General features: G+C 29.2%; 22 protein-coding genes. 4 read left to right on the top strand and 18 right to left on the bottom strand.

The genetic code is table 11. The annotated features are described in order from the left end of the window. Positions 1-153: 153 nt before the first annotated feature. From BMY86_RS01680 to BMY86_RS01690, 3 genes are all read left to right on the top strand, one after another. Positions 154-513, top strand: a complete 360-nt coding sequence (locus tag BMY86_RS01680; RefSeq protein ID WP_091464332.1) for a four helix bundle protein — start codon at positions 154-156, stop codon at positions 511-513. 95 nt (positions 514-608) lie between these two features. After that, positions 609-1,625, top strand: coding sequence for a COX15/CtaA family protein (locus BMY86_RS01685; protein ID WP_091464335.1), 1,017 nt, complete (start codon positions 609-611; stop codon positions 1,623-1,625). Beyond that, positions 1,625-2,122, top strand: coding sequence for a hypothetical protein (locus BMY86_RS01690; RefSeq protein ID WP_091464339.1), 498 nt, complete (start codon positions 1,625-1,627; stop codon positions 2,120-2,122). The genes BMY86_RS01685 and BMY86_RS01690 overlap by 1 nt, the downstream gene beginning before the upstream one ends. Before the next feature lie 53 nt (positions 2,123-2,175). Here the strand turns inward: BMY86_RS01690 and BMY86_RS01695 are convergent, their stop codons facing one another. The 8 genes from BMY86_RS01695 to BMY86_RS01730 form a co-directional block, all read right to left on the bottom strand. Next, positions 2,176-2,769, bottom strand: a complete 594-nt coding sequence (locus BMY86_RS01695) for a thioredoxin family protein (protein ID WP_091464342.1) — start codon at positions 2,767-2,769, stop codon at positions 2,176-2,178. Between the two features lie 7 nt (positions 2,770-2,776). Next, complete coding sequence (locus BMY86_RS01700; RefSeq protein ID WP_091464345.1) at positions 2,777-3,259, bottom strand: TlpA family protein disulfide reductase; 483 nt, start codon at positions 3,257-3,259, stop codon at positions 2,777-2,779. Between the two features lie 62 nt (positions 3,260-3,321). Further along, a complete protein-coding gene (locus tag BMY86_RS01705; RefSeq protein WP_091464349.1) occupies positions 3,322-4,074 on the bottom strand; it encodes a LytR/AlgR family response regulator transcription factor in 753 nt (250 codons plus the stop codon). A gap of 34 nt (positions 4,075-4,108) precedes the next feature. Beyond that, positions 4,109-4,423 carry a 2TM domain-containing protein gene (locus BMY86_RS01710; RefSeq protein WP_091464353.1) on the bottom strand — a complete coding sequence of 105 codons (315 nt, stop codon included), beginning with the start codon at positions 4,421-4,423 and terminating at the stop codon, positions 4,109-4,111. A gap of 10 nt (positions 4,424-4,433) precedes the next feature. Continuing rightward, positions 4,434-4,739 carry a 2TM domain-containing protein gene (locus tag BMY86_RS01715; RefSeq protein WP_091464356.1) on the bottom strand — a complete coding sequence of 102 codons (306 nt, stop codon included), beginning with the start codon at positions 4,737-4,739 and terminating at the stop codon, positions 4,434-4,436. A 19-nt stretch (positions 4,740-4,758) separates the two neighbouring features. Then, positions 4,759-5,076: a 2TM domain-containing protein gene (locus BMY86_RS01720; protein ID WP_245745584.1), complete on the bottom strand. Its 318-nt coding sequence runs from the start codon at positions 5,074-5,076 to the stop codon at positions 4,759-4,761. Then, positions 5,067-6,422 (bottom strand): 2TM domain-containing protein, encoded by a 1,356-nt coding sequence (locus BMY86_RS01725; RefSeq protein WP_091464360.1) that lies wholly within the window; start codon positions 6,420-6,422, stop codon positions 5,067-5,069. The genes BMY86_RS01720 and BMY86_RS01725 overlap by 10 nt, the downstream gene beginning before the upstream one ends. A 49-nt stretch (positions 6,423-6,471) precedes the next feature. After that, the gene (locus tag BMY86_RS01730) at positions 6,472-7,095 is read right to left on the bottom strand and encodes a hypothetical protein (protein ID WP_091464364.1); all 624 of its coding nucleotides are present in this window, start codon (positions 7,093-7,095) and stop codon (positions 6,472-6,474) included. Between the two features lie 372 nt (positions 7,096-7,467). Here BMY86_RS01730 and BMY86_RS01735 point away from each other — a divergent pair, with 372 nt between their 5' ends. Continuing rightward, positions 7,468-7,770 (top strand): antibiotic biosynthesis monooxygenase family protein, encoded by a 303-nt coding sequence (locus tag BMY86_RS01735; protein WP_091464367.1) that lies wholly within the window; start codon positions 7,468-7,470, stop codon positions 7,768-7,770. Between the two features lie 6 nt (positions 7,771-7,776). On the opposite strand, the gene BMY86_RS01740 is transcribed toward BMY86_RS01735, so the two are convergent. The 10 genes from BMY86_RS01740 to BMY86_RS01785 all read right to left on the bottom strand — a co-directional run bounded on the left by BMY86_RS01740 (position 7,777) and on the right by BMY86_RS01785 (position 21,380). Next, positions 7,777-8,535 (bottom strand): hypothetical protein, encoded by a 759-nt coding sequence (locus BMY86_RS01740; protein WP_091464370.1) that lies wholly within the window; start codon positions 8,533-8,535, stop codon positions 7,777-7,779. Positions 8,536-8,603: 68 nt separating this feature from the next. Further along, positions 8,604-9,392, bottom strand: coding sequence for a PhzF family phenazine biosynthesis protein (locus tag BMY86_RS01745; protein WP_091464376.1), 789 nt, complete (start codon positions 9,390-9,392; stop codon positions 8,604-8,606). A 77-nt stretch (positions 9,393-9,469) separates the two neighbouring features. Continuing rightward, complete coding sequence (locus BMY86_RS01750; protein ID WP_091464380.1) at positions 9,470-11,422, bottom strand: DUF349 domain-containing protein; 1,953 nt, start codon at positions 11,420-11,422, stop codon at positions 9,470-9,472. Positions 11,423-11,505: 83 nt separating this feature from the next. Then, on the bottom strand, positions 11,506-12,264 hold the full coding sequence (locus tag BMY86_RS01755; protein ID WP_091464383.1) for a shikimate dehydrogenase family protein: 759 nt from the start codon (positions 12,262-12,264) through the stop codon (positions 11,506-11,508). 89 nt (positions 12,265-12,353) lie between these two features. Further along, complete coding sequence (locus BMY86_RS01760) at positions 12,354-12,998, bottom strand: VTT domain-containing protein (protein ID WP_091464386.1); 645 nt, start codon at positions 12,996-12,998, stop codon at positions 12,354-12,356. 9 nt (positions 12,999-13,007) lie between these two features. Further along, positions 13,008-14,408 carry a tetratricopeptide repeat protein gene (locus BMY86_RS01765; protein WP_091464389.1) on the bottom strand — a complete coding sequence of 467 codons (1,401 nt, stop codon included), beginning with the start codon at positions 14,406-14,408 and terminating at the stop codon, positions 13,008-13,010. A gap of 180 nt (positions 14,409-14,588) precedes the next feature. Then, positions 14,589-15,776 (bottom strand): aspartate aminotransferase family protein, encoded by a 1,188-nt coding sequence (locus BMY86_RS01770; protein WP_091464391.1) that lies wholly within the window; start codon positions 15,774-15,776, stop codon positions 14,589-14,591. Between the two features lie 67 nt (positions 15,777-15,843). Beyond that, on the bottom strand, positions 15,844-17,553 hold the full coding sequence (locus BMY86_RS01775) for an OstA-like protein (RefSeq protein ID WP_091464394.1): 1,710 nt from the start codon (positions 17,551-17,553) through the stop codon (positions 15,844-15,846). A 134-nt stretch (positions 17,554-17,687) separates the two neighbouring features. Further along, positions 17,688-19,997 (bottom strand): DUF7619 domain-containing protein, encoded by a 2,310-nt coding sequence (locus tag BMY86_RS01780; RefSeq protein ID WP_091464396.1) that lies wholly within the window; start codon positions 19,995-19,997, stop codon positions 17,688-17,690. A 111-nt stretch (positions 19,998-20,108) separates the two neighbouring features. Then, on the bottom strand, positions 20,109-21,380 hold the full coding sequence (locus BMY86_RS01785) for an adenylosuccinate synthase (RefSeq protein ID WP_091464398.1): 1,272 nt from the start codon (positions 21,378-21,380) through the stop codon (positions 20,109-20,111). Positions 21,381-21,400: the final 20 nt, after the last annotated feature.

Raw genomic sequence — 21,400 nt, forward strand, 5'->3', positions numbered from 1 at the left:
AAAGTTACAAAGTTACAAAGTTACAAAGCTACAAAGTTACAAAGTGACAAAGTAGCAGAATAACAGAGTTTCAAAATTTAAAGAAACTGAGTTTTCTTTTTTAAAATTATTTACGCCTTTTTTTAAATTAAATGCCTTTTAATCAAAATAAAAATGAAAACATTTAGAGATTTATTAATTTGGCAAAAGTCTATGAGTTTAGTTACTAAAACATATATTTTGTCATCAAAATTTCCAAAAGATGAACAATTTGGACTAATGTCTCAAATAAGAAGATGTTCAGTTTCTGTACCAAGTAATATTGCTGAAGGATTTGGTAGAGATTCAAATAAAGATTTTTATAGATTTTTAAAAATTTCAATTGGTTCTTTATTTGAATTTCAAACTCAAATTGAAATAGCTTTTAATTTAAATTATATTTCAGAAAATGAATTTAAATTGATTTTTAAAGATAGTAGAGAATGTGAACGTATGATGAGTTCGTTTATGAGAAAAATTAAAGAAAATTTATAAATAAAATATTAATGTTGTTTTGATTTTAAACATTGTTACTTTGAAATATTAAGTCTTTGAATCTTAGAATCTTTGCGACTTTGAAACTCAAAAAAATGAAAAAATATTTCCTACCCGCTGCCAAAACAGCATTAGTTTTAGTGTATTTAGTAATTTTAGCTGGTGCTTTGGTTCGTATGACAGGTTCTGGAATGGGTTGTCCGGATTGGCCAAAATGTTTCGGTTATTACATTCCTCCTACAGAACAAAAAGGATTAGAATTTACGGCTAATAAAACGTATGATAAAGGACAAGTTATCATAAAAGACGAAACATTATTGGTGGCGAAAGAAGATTTTGTTGCCACTTCAACTTTTTCTCAAAACAATTGGGAACCTTATACGAAGCATGATTATGCAATTTTTAACCCGATGCATACTTGGGTGGAATATATCAATAGATTATGTGGAGCTTTAGCAGGAATTGCTTGTTTTGTAACGTTTATATTTGCTTTTGGTTATTGGAAAGAAAATAAAAAGATAGTTCTTTATTCTTTCTTAGTTTGCGTTTTAATGGGCTTTCAAGCTTGGTTAGGAAAAACGGTTGTAGATTCGGTTTTAAATCCAGTTAAAATAACGACACACATGTTAGCAGCCTTCTTAATTGTTGCTTTACAATTGTATGTTATTTATATAGTTTCGGCTAAAAACATTGTTAGAAAGTTTGATAAGAAATTCAATATTACTTTAATTGTTGTGTTGCTTTTTACTATAGTTCAAGTTATTTTAGGAACATATGTTCGTGAATTTGTTGATACTATTGAAAAAACAGGCGCTCCAAAAGAATTTTGGTTATTGAAACCAGAATTGAGCTTCTATTTCCACAGAAGTTTTTCTATAGTTGTTTTCTTGGCGAATTTATACTTATTACTTCGAAACAAAAACTTACAATTAGGTTTTGAAAAAGTAAATTGGATAGTGCGAATTTTACTTTTCGAAATCTTAACTGGAGTAGTAATGTCTTATATGAATTTCCCTTTTGGAAGTCAGACGTTACACTTAGTTTTAGCAACTTTCTTATTTAGTGTGCAGTTTTATTTGTTGTTGGAGAGTAGAAATAGTAAAACTTATTAATGATGGAAATAGTATTTAAGAATTTTTGGATTTTATTTATATTGTTTACTATCATTAATGTTTTTATAATTAAGAAAAAAGTTGAAAAATATATAGTAGATAATCCAGAAAAAGAAAATGGATATAAATTAATAATTAAAAATTTTTTAATCTTTAGTATTATTCCTTGGGTTATTATTGGTATAGGTAATAGTTTGGGATTGACCAATTCTGTTTTTGAATATTTGCAGCCAGCCAAAATGAATCCAATTGTATTGATTTTTCATTTTTCAATAATTATGATTTGGATTATGTTATTTCGTTTTATTTTTTTTAAAAATGGAGCTAAATTTTTAGAAAATCATCCAGGAGTAATAACAATAAAAAGTATTGGAAATGTTAATGAAAATCCATCTGAAAAAACTATTAAATTTTTTATTGCAATTACACTTATTGGGGGAATTGTAGGTATGACTTTAATGTGGTTTATTGAAATTCCATTCCCAAATTTTAAATAATAAAAAAAGCGTGAAAACAATTTGTCTTCACGCTTTTTTAAAATTTATTAACCTTATTTTTTTACTTTAATGGTACAGCCAATAGCTTTTGTAGTTGCTGGTGAAGGTTCTTGTCCTTTTTCTAAAGCAGCAATTGCATTTTCTAAATAGTGTTCTTTTACCGCTTTTGCATCTTCTACATTATCATCAATCGCACCAATATATTTTACAATTAAGTTTTTGTCTAATAAAAATACATGTGGAGTTTTTGTAGCGCCATATTGTGGATATATCTTTTGACCTTCATCAAATAAATACGGAAAAGTAAAACCTTTTTCTTTGGCTCTCACTTTCATTAATTCGTAACTATCATCTGGTGCAGCTGCAGGATCATTCGGATTGATCGCTAATAAAACATAACCTTTTGGTTTGTATTTTTTTGCTAATTCAATTACGCGATCTTCATATTTTACGGCAAACGGACAATGATTACAAGTGAAAACCACAATAAATCCTTTGGCATCTTTATAATCTGCCATGCTGTACATTTTACCATCAACCGATTTCAATTTAAAATCGGTAGCCTTGTCGCCAGGTTGATAACCTGTAGAGTTTGTAAAACTCATTAAAATCACCATAAATAAGGCAAAAATTCCAAATTTCTTCATGATATATTTATTTAGTTATTGTTTGATTTACATACGTATTTAATTCTTCATAATTGGAAAAGTCTTGTTCTATAAAAGTCATTTTCCCATCTTTTATGATCAATGTTGCAGGAATTGAACCCGACCAGTTTTTATCGACTTTAGGCAACCAAGTGTTATAATCTTTATCGGCTAAATAAATTGATGTAGAGGTGTATTTTTTCTTTTTTAAGAATGGTTTTAATTTACTTTCTACTTGTTTTTCGAAATCTAAACTAACCAGAATTACTTTTACATTCTGATTTTCTTGATTTAGTTTTTCAAAATAAGGTAATTCTTTGACACAAGGAGCACACCAAGTAGCCCAAAAATTTACAACTAAAGGTTTAGAATTATTTTCCTTTAAATAGGCATTTAATTCATCGTAAGTTTTGAATGAAATCAAGTCTTGTGCATTGGAAGTAAAACTTGAAAACAAAACGATTGCTAGTATAAAACGAAAATATCTCATCTACTTTTTTATCAAAAATAGTGAGATATTTCTATGTGTTATAACTATTTAACAAATCTTTATTATCCTAACCAATCTTTAAAATCAGATACTTTTTCTCTGGCTACAATAACCTCGTCTTCTTTGTACGAGGGTAAAATTATTTTTAAACGCGAATTAGAATGCATTTGGATTTCTTTTACAGAATTCATTGGAATAATGAATTTTCGACTGATTCTAAAGAACTGATTCGGATCTAATTCTTTTTCTATGACTTCTAACGAATGGTCAATTAAATAATTTCTATTATCTAAAGTATGAATGTAAGTGCCTTTATTTTCGCTATAAATGCATTCAATTTCATCAATAGTAATGACCTTCAATTGCGTTCCAATTTTTACTGAAAAGCGTTTTTTATATTCTTTTTCGGCAGGATTCACCAACATTCTTTTTATTGCTTCAAAATCTAAAGACATAGATGGAGAAGTGGTTCTCGCTTTAAATTTATTGACAGCAATTTCTAAATCGTCTTCATCAATTGGTTTTAATAAATAATCGATACTGTTTAATTTAAAAGCTCGTAACGCATATTCATCATATGCTGTTGTGAAGATGATAGCACTTTTAATATCAATTGCTTCAAATATTTCAAAAGACAAACCGTCAGATAATTGTATATCTAAAAAGATTAAATCTGGATGCGAATTGTTGTTGAACCAATTAATGGCTTCTTCAACAGAATGCAACATCGTTTTTACTTCTAACCCTAATTTTTCAACTTTTCGTTGTAGTAATCGAGCTGCTGGTTTTTCGTCTTCTATAATAATTATATTCATTAAGTTTTAATTTTCAAATTCAACAAAATTGAACTTATTGCCACATTTCTTTGTTTTGTTTTTCTTTTTCCATGTATTCTTTGATTTTACGTTCTTCCCAATTTTCTCCCATAATCCAATTAGGCATAAAAACAGATAAGCCATGAGCTAACAAACCAATTCCCCAGAAAAATGCTGTTAGAAAGTTTTTAAATTGGAAATAACTTTCACCAGGTTCTAAATCGCGAATATTAATGAATACAATCATAATATTGACTAAAAGATACACTGCAGCATGAGAATAAAAACCTTTAATTTTTTTAACTCTCTTTAAGGCTTCTTTATATTTAATATCGTCTTGAGTGTTCATGATTCTTTAATTAAAATTTACGATCTTGATTTTTTTCTTTATCCATCAATTCTTTCACTTTTCTGTCTTCCCAATCTTTTCCAAAGAAAGGAATTAAATCAAAAGTTCTTAATCCATGAAATACTAATCCAATTCCCCAGAAAAAAGCTAATTTAAAGGCATCCCAAATCGTTTCTCCTTCGTCGATTTGATTTGTTTTTTTAATTATTACATAAATATTAACTAATATAAATACTATTAAATGTACATAGAAAGCTTTAATTTTTCTGACTTTTTGTAAAGCTTCTTCATATTTTATTTTGTCTTGAGTTTCCATACTTTCTTTTTTAAAGTTGTTATTGAAATTTATCTTTTTGTTTATTTTCTTCTTCCATTAATTCTTTGATTTTCTTTTCTTCCCAATCTTTACCAAAGAATGGTACTATGTTGAAAACACCAAAGGCATGAAATAACAATCCGATTCCCCAACCTAACATTGGCCAATAAAACCATAAATGTTCTGGTGTGTATTTTAAGTTGATAAAAGTTAAAAAAGAAATCACTAAAATGTAAGAAACTAAATTTCCATAAAAACCTTTAATTTCTTTTACTCTCTTTTTTGCAGCTTGATATCTTTCGTATTCTTGATTATTTGTTTCCATGATTAATTCCATTTTTTGTTTTGTTCTTTGTCTTTGTTCAAAATTTCTTGAATTTTCTTTTCTTCCCAAGATTTTCCATATCCGAATGTTTCAAATGCGTGCATGGTTAATCCGAATCCCCAACCTAACATAGGAAACCAAAACCAATTGAAATCGGATGTCCTTAAGTTGATAAAGATTAATACTGGAATGACACAACAGTAGGAAATTAAATTTCCATAAAAACCTTTTAATTTTTCAACACGTTCTTTAGCTCTTACATAAGACATGTTTTCTGATTCTATTATTTTTGTATCCATTGATATTATTTGTTTAGTTAGAATTGGCAACTTCACTTTAAAAACAGTTTCCGATTCTTGAATGATGACATTTCTTTTGGTTAAAATGGCGTAACGATTAACTATATTTTGTAATCCAACACCTTTTCTATCTTGTAAAACTTCTTTAATTTGTTTGTTATTTTCAATAATTAATTCGTTGTTTTCGATATAAATTTTGATATGTAATGGTTTTTGTTCGCTAACAATATTGTGTTTAATACAGTTTTCTAATAATAATTGTAACGATAGTGGCACCACTTTTGCTTCTTCTGTCATTGCGAGATCCGAAGCAATCTCAATTTCTGGCAATTCGAAAGTGATACTGTTTTCAAAACGCATTTTTAATAAATTCATATATGTTTTTGCGAATTTTAATTCTTCTTCAACCGAAACCAACTCTTTATCTTTTTGTTCTAAAACATAGCGATATACTTTGGATAAAGATGTAGTGAACTTTTGTGCTGCTTCTGGATTTTCTTCAATTAATGAACTCAAAACATTCAAACTATTGAAAAGAAAATGCGGGTCGATTTGATTTTTTAAACTTTCTAATTGTGCCGAAGCTGAACTAGCAATTATTTTTTGTTCCTTAACTTTATTTTCGTTGTACGCTTTGTAAAAATAAAACGTGTGAAATGCCAGTGTAACAACAAATGTTATGATAATTGAAACGAAATAATTTGAAAAGGATTCTTGTTTTAAATATTCTGAAAAAGAACGTTGTTCAATAATTACATCTTCAAATACTCTTAATAAGAATATTACAGAAATCGATACTAAAAACGAAGAGATAAATCCGGTTATTATTCTTTTTAGCGGGTATTTTGATTGATAAGTTCTTTCTAAATAAATGAAAACAATTGCATTGGCAAAGTATAACGATAATCCGTACAACATTGAGTAGCCAAAATTTACTAATAAATTATTATCAAGGGCTATTGAAATTCCAGTAAGTAATCGTATTAATACTAACACAATAAAAATGGATATTGATATTATTAAAGCTCTTGGTATTTCTTTTATTAATGTATTGATCATCATTTTTAATTTTCAAATTGAATGTATACGTTTCGTAAATATAAGTTTTTTACTTACAGCTTTCTGCTTCTTTTTTAGCTCTTTCTAATCCCCAAGTTGGGTGAAAGGGTGTTTCAGGTTTAAAATTAGCAAATAATTCTAAAGAAGCTTTAATCTTTTCACACATTGGTTTGGTATCTCCACCAAAATATTGTGCGCCACCTTTTTCAAAACTTGCTTTATTGAAGACTACTCTTGGATTATTTGGTGCTATTTTTTCTGCTTTTCCATAAATAAACATTACATCGCCATATAATTTTTGTCCGTTTGTCATTGGGTCGTAAACAATCCAAGCGGTATGAATCATCGCTTGCATTACTAAAACTTCAGCATTGTCTGGCGCAAGAGCATTGATTTCATCTTGTGCTTTTTGAGCGGCATCCAATAATGTTTTCATTTTTTCTTTGTCTTGTTCTCCAAAAGCTTGAAAGGTGTTAATAGCAGCAATATAATACTTTGGTAACCAGTTCGTTTTTTCTACTGAGGCAATTCTTTCAAATTGTGCGATAGCTTCTGTGTTTTTACCTTCGCCCCATAATTGTAAAGCACTACTCATTCCTTTTTCATATTGGGTTTGTGCAGATGTTAAAAAACTTACTAATACAAATGCTACTGTTGTGATTAATTTTACCATGATTTCTTTTTTTTTTTAGTTTAACGTTTATTTGTTTTTTGTTGATTTGATTGACACACTGATCTTATCGAAGTGTCTATCAAATTTGTTTTTTATTCTTCTAATTTGATGAAGCAAAGTTGCGTTAGAAATTACAGGTTTGAAATTTAAAACTACCGAATTGTAATTTTTTAAGGATGAATTGTAGTTTGAGTGAGAAGTTGGTAGTTTGAAGCTTGAAGATTTGAGTTTTAATAGTGAAAAGTGATAAGGCAAATGTGAAAAGTTTATGATGAATTTAATTTAGAATTACTATTTTTATACTTTGTGTTTCTATATCAAGCGAAGCTTTTTTAGCTAATATGAAACTAATGTTTCTTAAAAAACTAATTTATGCAAATACCTTACTACGCTGTAATATTTACTTCTACACGAACCGAAATTGATGATAATTATGCTGAAATGGGAGCTAAAATGGTAGCGTTAGCAAAACAACAACCTGGATTTTTAGGTGTTGAATCGGCAAGAAATGAAATTGGAATTACCGTTTCGTATTGGGAAAGCTTAGAGGCGATTTCCAATTGGAAACAAAACCTAGATCATTTGGATGCGCAATTTTTAGGCAGACAAAAATGGTATGAAAACTATACGGTTCGAATTGCTAAAGTAGAGAAGGAGTATAGTTTTGGGAGGTAGAAGTTATTATTTATATTTTTTTACCCATTCAACCAATGAAACGGCATCTTTCCAGGTTTCTGCTATAGCACCATCAGTTTCTTGTCCAATAAAAGTTTCATAATTTTTCAAAATATTCCAGGCTTTTTCATTTCCTTTTAATGAAAGCACTTCTAAAAAACATATTTCAGTTTCCCAATTTTCTCCAAATCCTTGTCCTTTTTTTAGGTTTTTTAAAAACTTTTCTGCAACAACTTCATCAATTTGAAATTTTTCTAGATCGGGAACAATTTTAGATATAATAAATTGATTATTTTTAGTTGTAATAGTTTGTTTGCCTATTTTAACTAGTTTCCATTCGAAGTTTTTCAAAATTGGTAAATTAGTGTATTCGTTTATCTGCAAAGTATCTTTCTTTTTAACAATTTTACAAATTCGAGTAGCACCATATTCCACTAAAGGTTTTTCGGTTTCACAATCAAATATATTAAACTCGGAAATAGTTATATCTTCAGATTCTGTTTCTAAGTAACCACAAACAATAATTTTTTTCCCATTAGTAAATTCAAAAGTATGTATCGGTTCATTGCCTTTTTTCGATCCAATTCCGTCAAAACACAAACATTGTGATGAATTTTTATTTTTCTTGTTTATTCCTTTTAAACTATCTTTTTTTGTAATTAATTGAGTATTTACTAAATCCGTTTTCTTTTCTTTTTCAGTTTGATTTGAATGACAACTTATAGTAATACAGCTAATTAGAAATAGTATGTTAATTGTTTTCATGTTATTTTAAAAAAATAAATATTTTATTGATGATAACTTTTTAGTAAATAGAATTTAAAAGGAACTGATTAATCAATCCAAAAACATCCTACAGAATAGGTTCTAGCTTGTCCACTAATAATAACTCTATCTACTTTATTTGAACAATTTAAGTTTCCAATTCTATCTGATAATTGTATGGCTTTTAATTCGTTTTTATCTAAACGATTTGCCCAAAAAGGAATTAAAGAACAATGTGCTGATCCAGTAACTGGATCTTCTAAAATAGTAGCTTGTGGAGTAAAAAATCTCGAAACAAAATCGCAATTATTTCCTTTTGCAGTTACAATTACACCGCCCGGATCTAAATTGATTTGATCAAAATATTGTCGGTTTATTTTCAAGTGTTTTATGTCGTATTCCGATTCAAAAACTAAAACATAATCTCTTGCTTTATATGTTTCAAGAGGTTGACTACTTAATGATTTTGAAATAAGTTCAGGCAACTCACTTTTGATAGGCATTCTTGAAGGAAAATCTAAAAAATAAAAATCGTCTCTTACTTCAACAGTTAAATCACCACTTAACGTTTCAAAAATTATGGTCTCATTTGGATAATTAAGAATCGATTTTAAACAGTGCGCCGTTGCTAATGTTGCATGACCACACAAATCCATTTCGATATCTGGAGTAAACCAACGTAAATGAATTTTTTCGCCTTTATCAATAAAAAAAGCAGTTTCAGCTACAGCATTTTCTTTAGCAATTTGCAATAGAAGATGATCAGGTAACCATTCTTTTAAAGGTACAACACATGCTGGATTTCCGCCAAAAATCCTATTTGTAAAAGCATCAATTTGATATAATTCTAGTTTCATCTTAATTTATATACTCAAATATACTATTTTCTTACTATAAGTATAAAAAAAAGACCGTTTTCACGGTCTTCTTATTTTTAGATTGAATTGTTTAACTTTTTCAATTTGTCTTTCCAAAGTTGTAATTCCTCTTTATGTTTTTCAATATTTTTTTGAACTTCTTTAATTAATGGATTGTTTCCTTTTGCATTGCTAAAAAAGCCAATATTGTTTTCTAATTGATTGATTTCATGTTTCAATTCGTCAATTTTTCTACGGATGAAAATTTGTTCGTTTGCAATAGCTCTTTGGTCGTTTCCTTCCGAAAGTTGCTCTAAACGATTGTTGAATTTCATCATTTCTGAATCTTTTTTAGATAAGCTTAGTTTTTCAAATAAAGCATCTAAAATTTTATTGAATTTACCTTCAATATGACGACGATTTTGTGGCACTTTACCCATTTCTTTCCAAGTAGCAATATGAGCTTTTATGGCATCTAAATCGGTTTTGTGATCGCCCACTAATTCGAAAGTACGTAACGTTTCTAAGTATTCTTTTTTCTTTTCAAAAGCTTCAACTTCTACAGCAATTTCTTCTTTTCTAGATTCGTGTAATCTGTCGAAATAAGCGTTACAAGTTTTCTTAAACGTGTCCCAAATTTCATCCGATTGTTTTCTTGGTACATGACCAATTTTTTTCCAATCTTCCTGAATTTGTTTCATAATTGGAGTAGTAGCATCAAAATCTTCTGTATTTACAAATGATTTTGCTTTTTCAATTAAAGCTAATTTTAACTCTAAATTATGGTGTTGTTCGTTTTTAATGTCTTTGTAAAAAGCATTTTTATTAGCATTGAAATTACGAACCGCGTTTTTAAAGTTTGTCCAAGTAGTTTCAGAAACTTCAGATGGAACTCTACCTAATTTGAAAAAATCTTCACGTAGTGCTTCTAATTTTACAATTTGGTTTTGCCAATCCGCATGAGAAGAACACTTTTCTTGACACAAGTCATTTATTTTAGAAATAACTGCATTTTTTTGATTCAAGTTTTCTTGTTCTTTTTCTTTGAATTGAGAAGCTAACGCTTCACGTTTATCGTGTAATTGTTTTGTAATTTCACTGAAATCATGCCAAATTTTTTCTCTGTGTTCTTTGTCAACTGGACCGATTTCTTCTTTCCAAATACGGTGTAATAATTGTAATTCACGGAAAGCTTTAGTAACATCTGGTAAGTTAACTAATGCTTTTGCCTTTTCAATAATTTCTAACTTTTGTTCTAAGTTATTTTTAAAATCGGCATCTCTAATTTCTCTATCCAAATGTACAATTTCGTAAAAACGATCTACGTGAAAATGGAAATTATTCCAAACTAAATTGTATTTGTCTTTTGGTATAGCGCCTGTGTTTTTCCAACGTTCTCTAATGTCGTTGAATTTTTTAAACATATCAGAAATATTCGAATCATTATTGGCAATTAACGATTTTAATTCTTCAATAAGTTCCGTTCTTTTTGATAAGTTGGCTTTTAATTGGTTTTGAATATTGTTGAAATTTGCATTTCTTTTTTGACGATACGTGTCTAATAAATGATCAAATTTTACTTTAAGAGGTGAGTGGTATTCAAATTCAGCTGAAGCATCATTTTCAGCATAAAAAGCAGTACGCTTTTCTTCAATTAAATGGTGATAATGATTTAAAAAAGCTCTTTTAATATCTTCAATTTGAATTTTGAAATGTAAAGCATTTTCGTGTCCAACGAAAGTTGATAATTCATCAACTAATTCTTCTAAAGATAAGTTTTCGTAATCTTTTGTTGGAATATCTAAATCTGCAAGAATGGAACCATCTTCGCTTGATTCCGCTAAATGATTGTCAATTTCATCTTGTGCAGATGTTGGTGTTTGATTTTCTATTGTAATAGCTTCTATTTCATTCGAGTTTGATACTGTTTCTTCGCTATCATTTTGAGAATCAATAGTTACGTTCTCAATTTGGTCTACATTTTCTTGTCCATCTGCTTGATGCAGGTTATCATTCAATTCTTCTAACATGTCTAATATGCTTAAGTTTAAGGTTCGAAGATACTAAAGGCAGTTGAAAATTCAAAGAAATTGAACTTATTTATGACAAAATGCTACTTATTCCAGATTAACCATGCTTTTTCTGCTTGATTAACAAGCATTTGGTATCCGTTTTTAGTTACAGCACCCGCTTTTCTGGCTTTTTTAAGGAAAGTTGTTTCTTCAGGATTATAAACCAAATCGAATGCGATATGTTTTGGAGTAAATAGTGAATAATTAAGTTCTGGAGCTTCCGTCATGTTAGGAAAAGTTCCAATTGGAGTTGTATTTACTACAATATGATATTCTGAAAAAATATCTTCATTTAATTCTTCATAACTATATTCGTATTCAGAAGGGTCTCTAGAAACAAAATCAAATTCAATATCTAATTTTTTGAAAGCAAAAGCAATGGCTTTACTTGCGCCGCCTGTACCTAATATTAAAGCTTTTTTATGATGTTCTTTTATAAGAGGTTTAATGGATTTTTTAAAACCAGAGAAGTCTGTATTATAACCTTTTAATTTTTTCTTTTTAGAAATAGTGATACAATTAACTGCCCCAATTTTTTTAGCACTTTTTGATAATTTATCTAAATACGGAATTATTTCTTCTTTGTATGGAATGGTAACATTTAATCCCACCAAGCCTTTTGAAGATTTTATTATTTCTTTAAATTGATTAATATTCGGAATATCATAGTTTTCATATTCACAATTATCAAAATGATTAATAGCAAATTTATCTGTAAAGTATTTTTTTGAAAAAGAATAGTCAATATTCTTACCGATAAGTCCAAACTTTCGTTGTTTCTTATGTGATTTCTTTTTCATAAATTTAAAATTATTTTTTAGCGGCTAAATTGATTCTCACTTTTTTTAAATTGTTTATTCAAATTTTAGTAATAAGTGATTTTTTTAGATTAAGCTTTTTTAAACTTCGATTTAAAAATTTTAATAAAAATAGGCAAAACAGATAATACTACAATTCCTAAAACCACTTTTTCGAAATTATTTTTTACAATTTCAATTTGACCTAAAAAGTAGCCTAATAATGTAATCCCGGCAACCCATAGAATAGCACCAAGAATACAATTTAAGATATACACTCTGTATTTCATGCTTCCGGCTCCAGCCACAAAAGGAGCAATGGTTCTAACAATAGGTACGAAACGAGCCATAATTACAGCTTTTCCACCATTTTGTTCAAAGAAATCTTCTGTTTTTTCAATATATTCTCGTTTTAAGAATAAGATTTTTTTCTTTTCTTTTATGAGTTCACCGAATTTATGACCTACAAAATAATTTAAATTATCCCCTAAAAGAGCCGCAAGAATTAAAAGCGGAATGATTACGGCAAGACTTAATTTTCCAGTAGTTGCTGCGATAACTCCAATGGCAAAAAGCATTGAGTCGCCAGGTAAAAGAGGCATGATTACGAAACCTGTTTCTACAAAAACAACTAAAAATAAAATTACATATATCAGCGTATTGTATTGTTCTATTAATTGGTTAATTACGGTTAAAGGGTCTTTTAAAAAGTGTAATAAGAAGTCGATAAATTCCATTATTGGGGCTTAAATATTGTGATTTTTAATTATTCGTTGTACGGTTTCATTTTCCCAAACATTTGGAAACAAGTCTTTTAAAATATAGTTTTTATGATAATCGATTAATAAAGCAGAGTTCAATCCTTCAATAGCATTAAATTCTTCTTCAGTATTAAAATACAAACCTACTAAACGGTATAAAATTTCCGGTTCATTATGATATAAGTCAGCTGCTTGTTGTAAGATTTCAATGGCTGCGCTACTTTCACCTAAAACATAAAGTACATCCGACCAGCATAAGAAATTGTCTAATTCAATGTCGCCAAATTCAAATGCTTTTCGATATCCTGCTTCAGCTTCTTCAAAGTAATTTAAGAATTGATTGATATTTGCATATCTTCTCCAGTATAATGGATTTTCACCATCAATTCCAATTGCTTTATTGATGTAATACAATGATTTTTGGTAATTTTTTTGTTTGATGTAAAAATCAGTAATAGTCATCCAAGCTTTATCTAACAACGGATCTTCATGAACTGTTTTCAAATAATAATTTAAAGCTTCTTCGTTATTTCCTAATTTTTCATAGCATTTACCAATTCTTAAATACGCAAATGATGTTGGATCGTCTAATTCAATTGTGATATTATAACAATCAATAGCATCTTGATAACGTTTTAATTTTTCTAAAGATTTTGCTTTTTCTAAAAAGGCTCCTAGAAATCCTTCGTCAATTAAACAAGCGTAATCGAAAGCCCAAACTGCTTTTTCATAGTTTTTTATAGCGTAAAATTGACGACCTAATTGATGCCAAGCCACTTCGCTATATGGGTTTTTGTCGATAAATTTTTCAAGATAATAAATAGCTTCTTGATTTTGATCTAAGAAATCAAAACAATACACTACGTTATATAAAGCAGAATAATCTTCTTCGTCTTGTTCTAAACATTTGATAAAGTTTTCTTTAGCTAATTCTAATCGATCCATAAATAAGTATTCCATACCTATCATTGAATAAATTTCGGCTTCATCATCTGTATATTTTAAAGCGATAAAAAGATTATCTATGGCTTTTTCGTGTTGGTCTCTTTTTGAACAAATATTGGCACGCTGAATATATACTTCTTCGTTTGTTGGTTCCAATAAAGCTATTTCGTTGAGAATTTTTTCGGCTTGTTCAATTTTGTCTTCATAAATTAATATTTCAACATGAACTAATTTTAAACCTGAAGATTTTGGATGTTGTTCTAAGCCTAATCTCAAAGCTTTTTTGGCCAAGCTCAGTCTGCCCGTATCCATATAATGCAAGATAATATCTTCAAACTCTTCAGAATCAAAGAAAAACACTTTATTGGTTTTTAACATTGATTCGAATTTAGATAAAGATAAATTGTAATCGTCGGCTTCTTCTTCGTGACTCATATTCATAGCAATGAGTATTAAAATTTCTATAATAAAATTACTCAATTAATAAGTGTACAATATCCTTGCCAACTATATGTTTTGAACAATTTAATTAACAAAAAATCAATGTGATTCAAGATTCTGCTTAGGATTTATAATAAAAAAGGGTAAATGATTAATTGAAAATGAATGAATTATTTACAATTATTTTTTGGAATGTACTTCATCCATTACTTCTAAAAGGATTTTGCAGCCTTCTTCAATTTCTTCGTTTGAAATAGTTAATGGCGGTGTAATTCTAATTGCTTTTCCTTCAAAAAGTAACCAAAATAAAATAAGTCCTCTTTTGTGACATTTTAAGATGATTTCAGTTGTGATGTCAGGACTTTCTGTCATAGCCGCTAACATTAATCCTTTTCCTCGAACTTCAGAAATTAAAGGATGTACTAACAATTTTCTAAAAAGTTTTTCTTTTTCTAAGGTTTCTGCCATTAGATTCGTTTCGGTAACTTCTTGTAACGTTGCTAAACACGCTGCAGCAATTACTGGATGTCCACCAAAAGTAGTAATATGTCCTAATTTAGGATTGTCCATTAATAAATCCATATGTGTTTCTGATGCAACAAAAGCCCCGACAGGCATTCCGCCGCCCATACCTTTTCCAATAACAATAATATCAGGAACGCAATCGTAGTTTTCAAATCCGAATAACTTTCCTGTTCTACCGAAACCAGGTTGAATTTCATCTATAATTAACATCGCACCAACTTCGGTACAACGTTCTCTAACTTTTCTTAAAAAACCGTTTTCTGGTTGAATGAAACCAGCACCACCTTGAATAGATTCTAATATAATTCCAGCTGTTTTTGTAGTGATTTTTTCTAAATCGGCTTCTTTATTGAAAGTAATAAAATCAACATCTGGAATTAATGGTCGGAATACTTGTTTGCGTTCTTCAAAACCCATCACACTTAAACTTCCCATAGTATTGCCATGATATGCATTGTGACATGAGATAAGTTGACTTCTTCCTGTAATTCTTCTAGCTAATTTTAAAGCGCCTTCCGTTGCTTCCGTTCCTGAATTTACCAAATACACTTTGTTTAACGTATTGGGAAGATGTGAAGCTAATAATTTACAATATTCAGTTGCCGGATGTTGGGCATATTCGCCATACACCATTACATGAGAATATTTGTCTAATTGGTCTTTTATGGCATTATTAACACGTTCATTTTGATGTCCTAAACTACAAGCCGAAACTCCAGCCACAAAATCTAAATATTTATTATTATCAGTATCATAAATATAAGAACCTTTAGCATGAGAAATTTCTATTGCTAATGGATGAGGAGAGGTTTGCGCTTGATATTTGAAGAAATCTTGTAACATGAATATGTTTGTGGTTTATTGTTTGTGGTTTTAAAAATTACTGAACACTAAAAACTGTAACTGAAAACTATTTTTTTGCCTTTTTACTTGTTCCTTTTGCCTTTTTATTTATCCCTTTCTTATCAGACTTTCCATAATCTGTAGTTTCTTTCAAAACGTCCATAGGTTTTTGCTCTTCAGATTCTTTCTTTTTGGTTTCTATTTTTACTTTGGCGTCGATTTCTTTTTCATCATCTGGAAAAATATTATCTAACGAAGTTATTTTTTCATCAATTCGCCAAACAAAACCTCGAAGTCGCCTTGCATTTTTAGGAAAATCTTTATCGGGATAGGTATTGCTTAAAATTTGTTTGAAAGAAGTTAATTCTACAATTTTATTGTCTTCTAATTGCATATTGATACTACTAGAAACACCTTTGTCGATTCCAACCAATTCGTTTTTGTCATTATACATGAAATAGAGTTTTTCAGTATTTTTGATTAAATCGACTTGATATAATTTATTATCTCGGAATTTTCCATATAAAACCTGACCTTTAACTTGATTGTAATTGTCTTCACCAATAGTGTCTTTTTGAATTAAAAAGGCATTGTTTAAAATTTTTAAGGAATCGAGTTTTTCGGTTTTATTATTTCCAACTAAATGAATTTCATCACCTGTCATTTGGTTTTCATTATTCCAAAGTACGGGTTTTCCAATCAATTTTGTTAATTGTGTTTTGTTGTTTGAATGAATAGAATCACATTTACCACTCATATCGGTTTTAAAGAATCGAACATTATTAAAAGCTCTAATGGTTCTATCTTCTTGTGGACCGGTAACTAATATTTTTTTACCATGAAGATACATGGTGTCTTTTTCAACTAGCGTTTTAATCAATGCTTTTTTAGTAATAAACATCGAATCTTTTTTGGTTCCACCAATATTACGGTATAATTCAGCATAATGTCCGGTTGCGACCATGTTATTTATAGTGTCCGTAATTCTAACATTATTGGTGGCTTTGGCGAAATTTTTCTTTTTATCATAATTGATATCATCGCCTTCAATTTCTCTATTATTATATACAATTTTTGATTTATCGAGTAGTTTTCCAACATCGTTTTTAGTGTCGTAAAATCCATTTGATGTATGGATTACGTTTTCTTTACTTGTAATGGTACTTGGTCCATAAACGTAAGCATGACCAGAATTATCGTAGAAATCTAAGTTATTCGTTTTTATCGTTACTTGTGGATTTACAACTGTTACCGCTGTTTTGAAAACATATTTTTTACTGTTTAAAAAGTATCTACCCGATTTACTTTTCAAAGTGTTTTCTTTATTTGTGATTGTTCCCCAACTTCTATAAAATGCTTCTTGTTTGTTTCTGTCAAAATAGATTGTATCTGTTGTTAAGTTTGAATCTGGTGAACGTAAATTAACATCACCAGTTGCATATGCTAGTAATGTTTTTCCATTATATTCAGCATAACGACTATTCATTACAATCGTATCACCTTGATTTAATTGCACGTTTCCGAAAGCTTTTACATAATCTTCATCTGTATAATGATAGGCTTTATTACAATTGATTCTTACACCATTATGTTCAACTTGAACATTTCCGGTAAAGACAATCGCGCCAGGTATTTCAATTTGGTTTTTATCAATAAAATCGGAATGTAAAATTCTTATTGCATTTGGATTAGCTGGTGCAATAGGTTGAGTAGGTGTTTGTGCATTTCCAATAAAGATTGAAAATAGTAAAACTACAGCATATATATATTTTCTCAAGGCTTCTATTTTTTTGTCAAATTTAAGTAAAATGTGCAAAAATGAATAGGGATTAAGATTTTTTTAAGGTTATAAATAAAAAACTCTGTCAAAATATAAAATCTTAACAGAGTTAAATGTATGATGTGTTTGATTTATTCTTTTATAAATTGACTAGTCGAATACCCTTCATTGGTATTTATTTTAATAAAATAGTTCCCCGTTTTTAAATGTGAAACATCAATTTTTAAAGCATTACCTGTTTGAACGGTTACTAATTGTCCAAGTGTATTATAAATTTGAATGGAATTAATTTCAACTGATTTTTTTAAATTGATATTTAACTCATTTGAAGTTGGATTTGGATATAAACTAAAATAATTCCCAAACTCAAAACTTGGATTGTTTAATGCTGAAATTGTTGTGGTTGCAGTATTAGTTACAATTGGGAAATTATAATCGAAATAAATATTTGCTGAATTACTAAAAGTATCTCCAAGAACTAAATTTGGTAATGTCTTAATTTTGAATGCGATATAACCATCATTATTAGCATCATCAAAAGGTAAATTGATGTTTTCAAAAATAAATTCTACTTTGTTTCCCGCAATTCTTGTAAAATAATTATGACTCGCATGTAATGGAACTAAACTTGAAACATCAAATTTAGCAGTATCAATCATATCTTTGACTACAATGTTTTGAGCTGGGAAAGTTCCAGTATTTTCAAAACGAATTATATAATGAACATAATTTCCAATTTTATCTGCACCAACATAATTTCCTTGTAAACATGTTTTGTCATTTGGATCAAAAGAATTTACAACAGTCTGATTGAATACAAATGTGTTGTCAGAAAGCATTTCATCTGTATTTGTGATTGTATTTGTTGCGGTGTAACTTAGAATATCACCACTATTAACAGCTGGAGTTTCCATTGGTGAATTTACATTCAGAATAACACTTATTTCTCTAGTCTCAAAAGGGTTTAAATTACTGTAATTGAAACTTAAATTGTTTAAAGTTTGTGTTGTAAAAGCTGGATTTGTTGAAACTAAATCTAAAATTGCATCATTGAATTGTAAATTAATAATTCCATTTTCTATTTGATTTCCTTTGTTTTTGTAGATGATTTTATATTTAGCATCAAAACCTGGTCTAGCAATATTAATTGGAATTATAGAAACTTCAACATCATTATGAGGTATTATTGCTACACAGAAATTCTGATTTACGGGACTTGTTTGTGCAGGGAAATTCACAACTAAATTTGTTGGTGTAACAGTATAATAACTTGGGTTTTCTAGTATTGGAGTTATAGTGTATGTACCGTTGATATTTGGGATAACATAATTTCCAGAACCATTGGATATAAAATATTCAGTTGTTGTTCCGTTGTTTACAGAATATTTTAAATTTGGAAAAGGATTGTCATCTATACCACAACCATCATTTTCATTATCAAGTTTATTTTGACCTTGTACAGTGTTATAACTTCCTCCAGGTATAAAAGAACAATAGGTATTAACATGACAATTAAGAACATTATTTCCAGGCCAATTTATACTTGATTGTACAGCTGCTAATTGTGATTCATCTGCACATATATATCTTATACTTGAACCATATTGTTGTGTAGGATAACCAAAACCTAGAGTTTCATCTCTTCCGTTTTTAGCAAAAATAGATATTAAATTACGACAATCATTAACATTGACCATTTGAATATTTGGTAGCATAGAAACATCAATTGTTGTGATAGCTGATAATGGACATTCAATAGTTTGTAGGTTGTTTAAATTAGACATATTTAATTCATTAATACCGTCAGTTAATGCGCCACCACCACAATTAAGAGTAACTAAACTTGGCAAATTTGTTAAAGTTATTTTTTCATACCTATTAGGTATGTAAGAACCAATACTTCCAGCATACAATTGTTGTAAATTTTGTAGATTTGAAATATTTAAATCTAAAATTGAATTTTGTGAGCAATAAACAATTTGTAAGTTGTTTAAATTACTTAAATCTAAACTTGTTAATCGATTATATGTACATTCAAGTTTTTTTAGGTTCAATAATCCTGTTAAGTTTATTGATGTGATTTGGTTTTGAATACACTTCAATTCTTCTAGGTTAACCATATTTGAAACGTTTAAACTGGCAAGAAAATTATTACTGAAGTTAATTTTTTTTACATTAGTGAAATATTGGATACCAGTAGCATCAGAAAAGATATTTCCTCCACTAGAACCACTTGCAATAATTTCATAAACATTTAGAGCTTCTGAAACTTCAATTTCACCATTGTTATTTGCATCTAATACGAAATTATTGCCATTTATATCTTTTACATTACCCCAAGCTTTCAATTTAGTTTTGAAAACAATATCAGGAAAATTAATAATCTGTGCATTTGAAAATAAACTTACAAAAAGTAAGCAGAAAAGGTAGGTTTGTTTCATAATAAAATATACTTGAATTTTTGCAAATATACTCTTTTTGAGTACGAAAATTAATACAATAAGAATTGTTTTTGAAATAAAAAAAATCCCGAGCAATCGGGATTTTTAAGTTTATCTTGTAATAGTTTGTTTTCTATCTGGTCCAACAGAAACTACTTTAATTGGCACTTCTAATTCTTTTTCAATGAATTCGATATATGCTTTTAGTTCTGATGGTAATTCATCATAAGTTGTCATACCAGTTAAATCTGCTTGCCAACCTTTCATTTCTGTGTAAATTGGTTCTACATTTTCTGGTTCGATGTTGTATGGGAAATGCTTTAACGTTTCACCTTTGTATTTGTAAGCTGTACAAACTTTTAATGTTGGAAATCCTGATAAAACATCACCTTTCATCATATATAATTCCGTTACACCATTTACTTCAACAGCATATTTTAAAGCTACTAAGTCTAACCATCCACAACGACGAGCACGACCAGTAACTGAACCAAATTCGTTACCAATTTTTGCCATATTCGCACCCACTTCATCAAATAATTCAGTTGGGAATGGTCCACTTCCAACACGAGTAGTGTAGGCTTTGAAAATTCCGAAAACTTCTTTTACCTTATTAGGAGCAATTCCTAAACCTGTACAAGCTCCAGCTGCAGTTGTATTTGAAGATGTTACAAATGGATACGTTCCAAAATCTACATCTAATAAAGATCCTTGCGCACCTTCTGCTAAAATTGTTTTTCCAGCTTTTAACGCTTTGTTTAAATATTCTTCAGAATCGATGAATGTTAATGTTTTTAATTCTTCAACAGCTGCGAAAAATTCTTGTTCCATTTCTGGAAGGTTATATTGTAATTCTACATCGTAGAACTTAATCATTTCTTCATGTTTATCAGCTAAAGCACGGTATTTTTCTTGGAAATCGGCCATTTCAATATCGCCAATTCGTAATCCATTTCTACCTGTTTTGTCCATATATGTTGGTCCGATTCCTTTTAAAGTAGAACCAATTTTTGCTTTACCTTTTGCTGCTTCAGAAGCTGCGTCTAATAAACGGTGAGTTGGTAAAATTAAATGTGCTTTTCTAGAAAGTAATAATTTAGATTTGATATCTAAATTAAATTTAGCTAATCCTTCAATTTCTTTTTGAAAAACTACAGGATCCATTACTACACCATTTCCGATAATGTTTACATTGTTTTTGTGGAAAATTCCAGAAGGAATTGTTCTTAAAACATGCTTAATTCCATCAAATTCAAGTGTATGCCCAGCGTTTGGTCCGCCTTGAAAACGAGCAATAATGTCGTATTTTGAAGTTAATACATCGACGATTTTTCCTTTTCCTTCGTCACCCCATTGTAATCCAAGTAGTAAGTCTACATTCATTGTGTTGTTGTTTTGTCCTA

Origin of the sequence: Flavobacterium urocaniciphilum (assembly GCF_900110615.1) — a bacterium.
GTDB lineage: Bacteria > Bacteroidota > Bacteroidia > Flavobacteriales > Flavobacteriaceae > Flavobacterium > Flavobacterium urocaniciphilum.

Excerpts from the sequence above, each read along its gene's own strand:
- BMY86_RS01680 (WP_091464332.1), top strand. The coding sequence starts at position 154 with ATGAAAACATTTAGAGATTTATTAATTTGGCAAAAGTCTATGAGTTTA.
- BMY86_RS01685 (WP_091464335.1), top strand. The coding sequence starts at position 609 with ATGAAAAAATATTTCCTACCCGCTGCCAAAACAGCATTAGTTTTAGTG.
- BMY86_RS01690 (WP_091464339.1), top strand. The coding sequence starts at position 1,625 with ATGATGGAAATAGTATTTAAGAATTTTTGGATTTTATTTATATTGTTT.
- BMY86_RS01695 (WP_091464342.1), bottom strand. The coding sequence starts at position 2,769 with ATGAAGAAATTTGGAATTTTTGCCTTATTTATGGTGATTTTAATGAGT.
- BMY86_RS01700 (WP_091464345.1), bottom strand. The coding sequence starts at position 3,259 with ATGAGATATTTTCGTTTTATACTAGCAATCGTTTTGTTTTCAAGTTTT.
- BMY86_RS01705 (WP_091464349.1), bottom strand. The coding sequence starts at position 4,074 with ATGAATATAATTATTATAGAAGACGAAAAACCAGCAGCTCGATTACTA.
- BMY86_RS01710 (WP_091464353.1), bottom strand. The coding sequence starts at position 4,423 with ATGAACACTCAAGACGATATTAAATATAAAGAAGCCTTAAAGAGAGTT.
- BMY86_RS01715 (WP_091464356.1), bottom strand. The coding sequence starts at position 4,739 with ATGGAAACTCAAGACAAAATAAAATATGAAGAAGCTTTACAAAAAGTC.
- BMY86_RS01720 (WP_245745584.1), bottom strand. The coding sequence starts at position 5,076 with ATGGAATTAATCATGGAAACAAATAATCAAGAATACGAAAGATATCAA.
- BMY86_RS01725 (WP_091464360.1), bottom strand. The coding sequence starts at position 6,422 with ATGATCAATACATTAATAAAAGAAATACCAAGAGCTTTAATAATATCA.
- BMY86_RS01730 (WP_091464364.1), bottom strand. The coding sequence starts at position 7,095 with ATGGTAAAATTAATCACAACAGTAGCATTTGTATTAGTAAGTTTTTTA.
- BMY86_RS01735 (WP_091464367.1), top strand. The coding sequence starts at position 7,468 with ATGCAAATACCTTACTACGCTGTAATATTTACTTCTACACGAACCGAA.
- BMY86_RS01740 (WP_091464370.1), bottom strand. The coding sequence starts at position 8,535 with ATGAAAACAATTAACATACTATTTCTAATTAGCTGTATTACTATAAGT.
- BMY86_RS01745 (WP_091464376.1), bottom strand. The coding sequence starts at position 9,392 with ATGAAACTAGAATTATATCAAATTGATGCTTTTACAAATAGGATTTTT.
- BMY86_RS01750 (WP_091464380.1), bottom strand. The coding sequence starts at position 11,422 with ATGTTAGAAGAATTGAATGATAACCTGCATCAAGCAGATGGACAAGAA.
- BMY86_RS01755 (WP_091464383.1), bottom strand. The coding sequence starts at position 12,264 with ATGAAAAAGAAATCACATAAGAAACAACGAAAGTTTGGACTTATCGGT.
- BMY86_RS01760 (WP_091464386.1), bottom strand. The coding sequence starts at position 12,998 with ATGGAATTTATCGACTTCTTATTACACTTTTTAAAAGACCCTTTAACC.
- BMY86_RS01765 (WP_091464389.1), bottom strand. The coding sequence starts at position 14,408 with ATGAATATGAGTCACGAAGAAGAAGCCGACGATTACAATTTATCTTTA.
- BMY86_RS01770 (WP_091464391.1), bottom strand. The coding sequence starts at position 15,776 with ATGTTACAAGATTTCTTCAAATATCAAGCGCAAACCTCTCCTCATCCA.
- BMY86_RS01780 (WP_091464396.1), bottom strand. The coding sequence starts at position 19,997 with ATGAAACAAACCTACCTTTTCTGCTTACTTTTTGTAAGTTTATTTTCA.
- BMY86_RS01785 (WP_091464398.1), bottom strand. The coding sequence starts at position 21,380 with ATGAATGTAGACTTACTACTTGGATTACAATGGGGTGACGAAGGAAAA.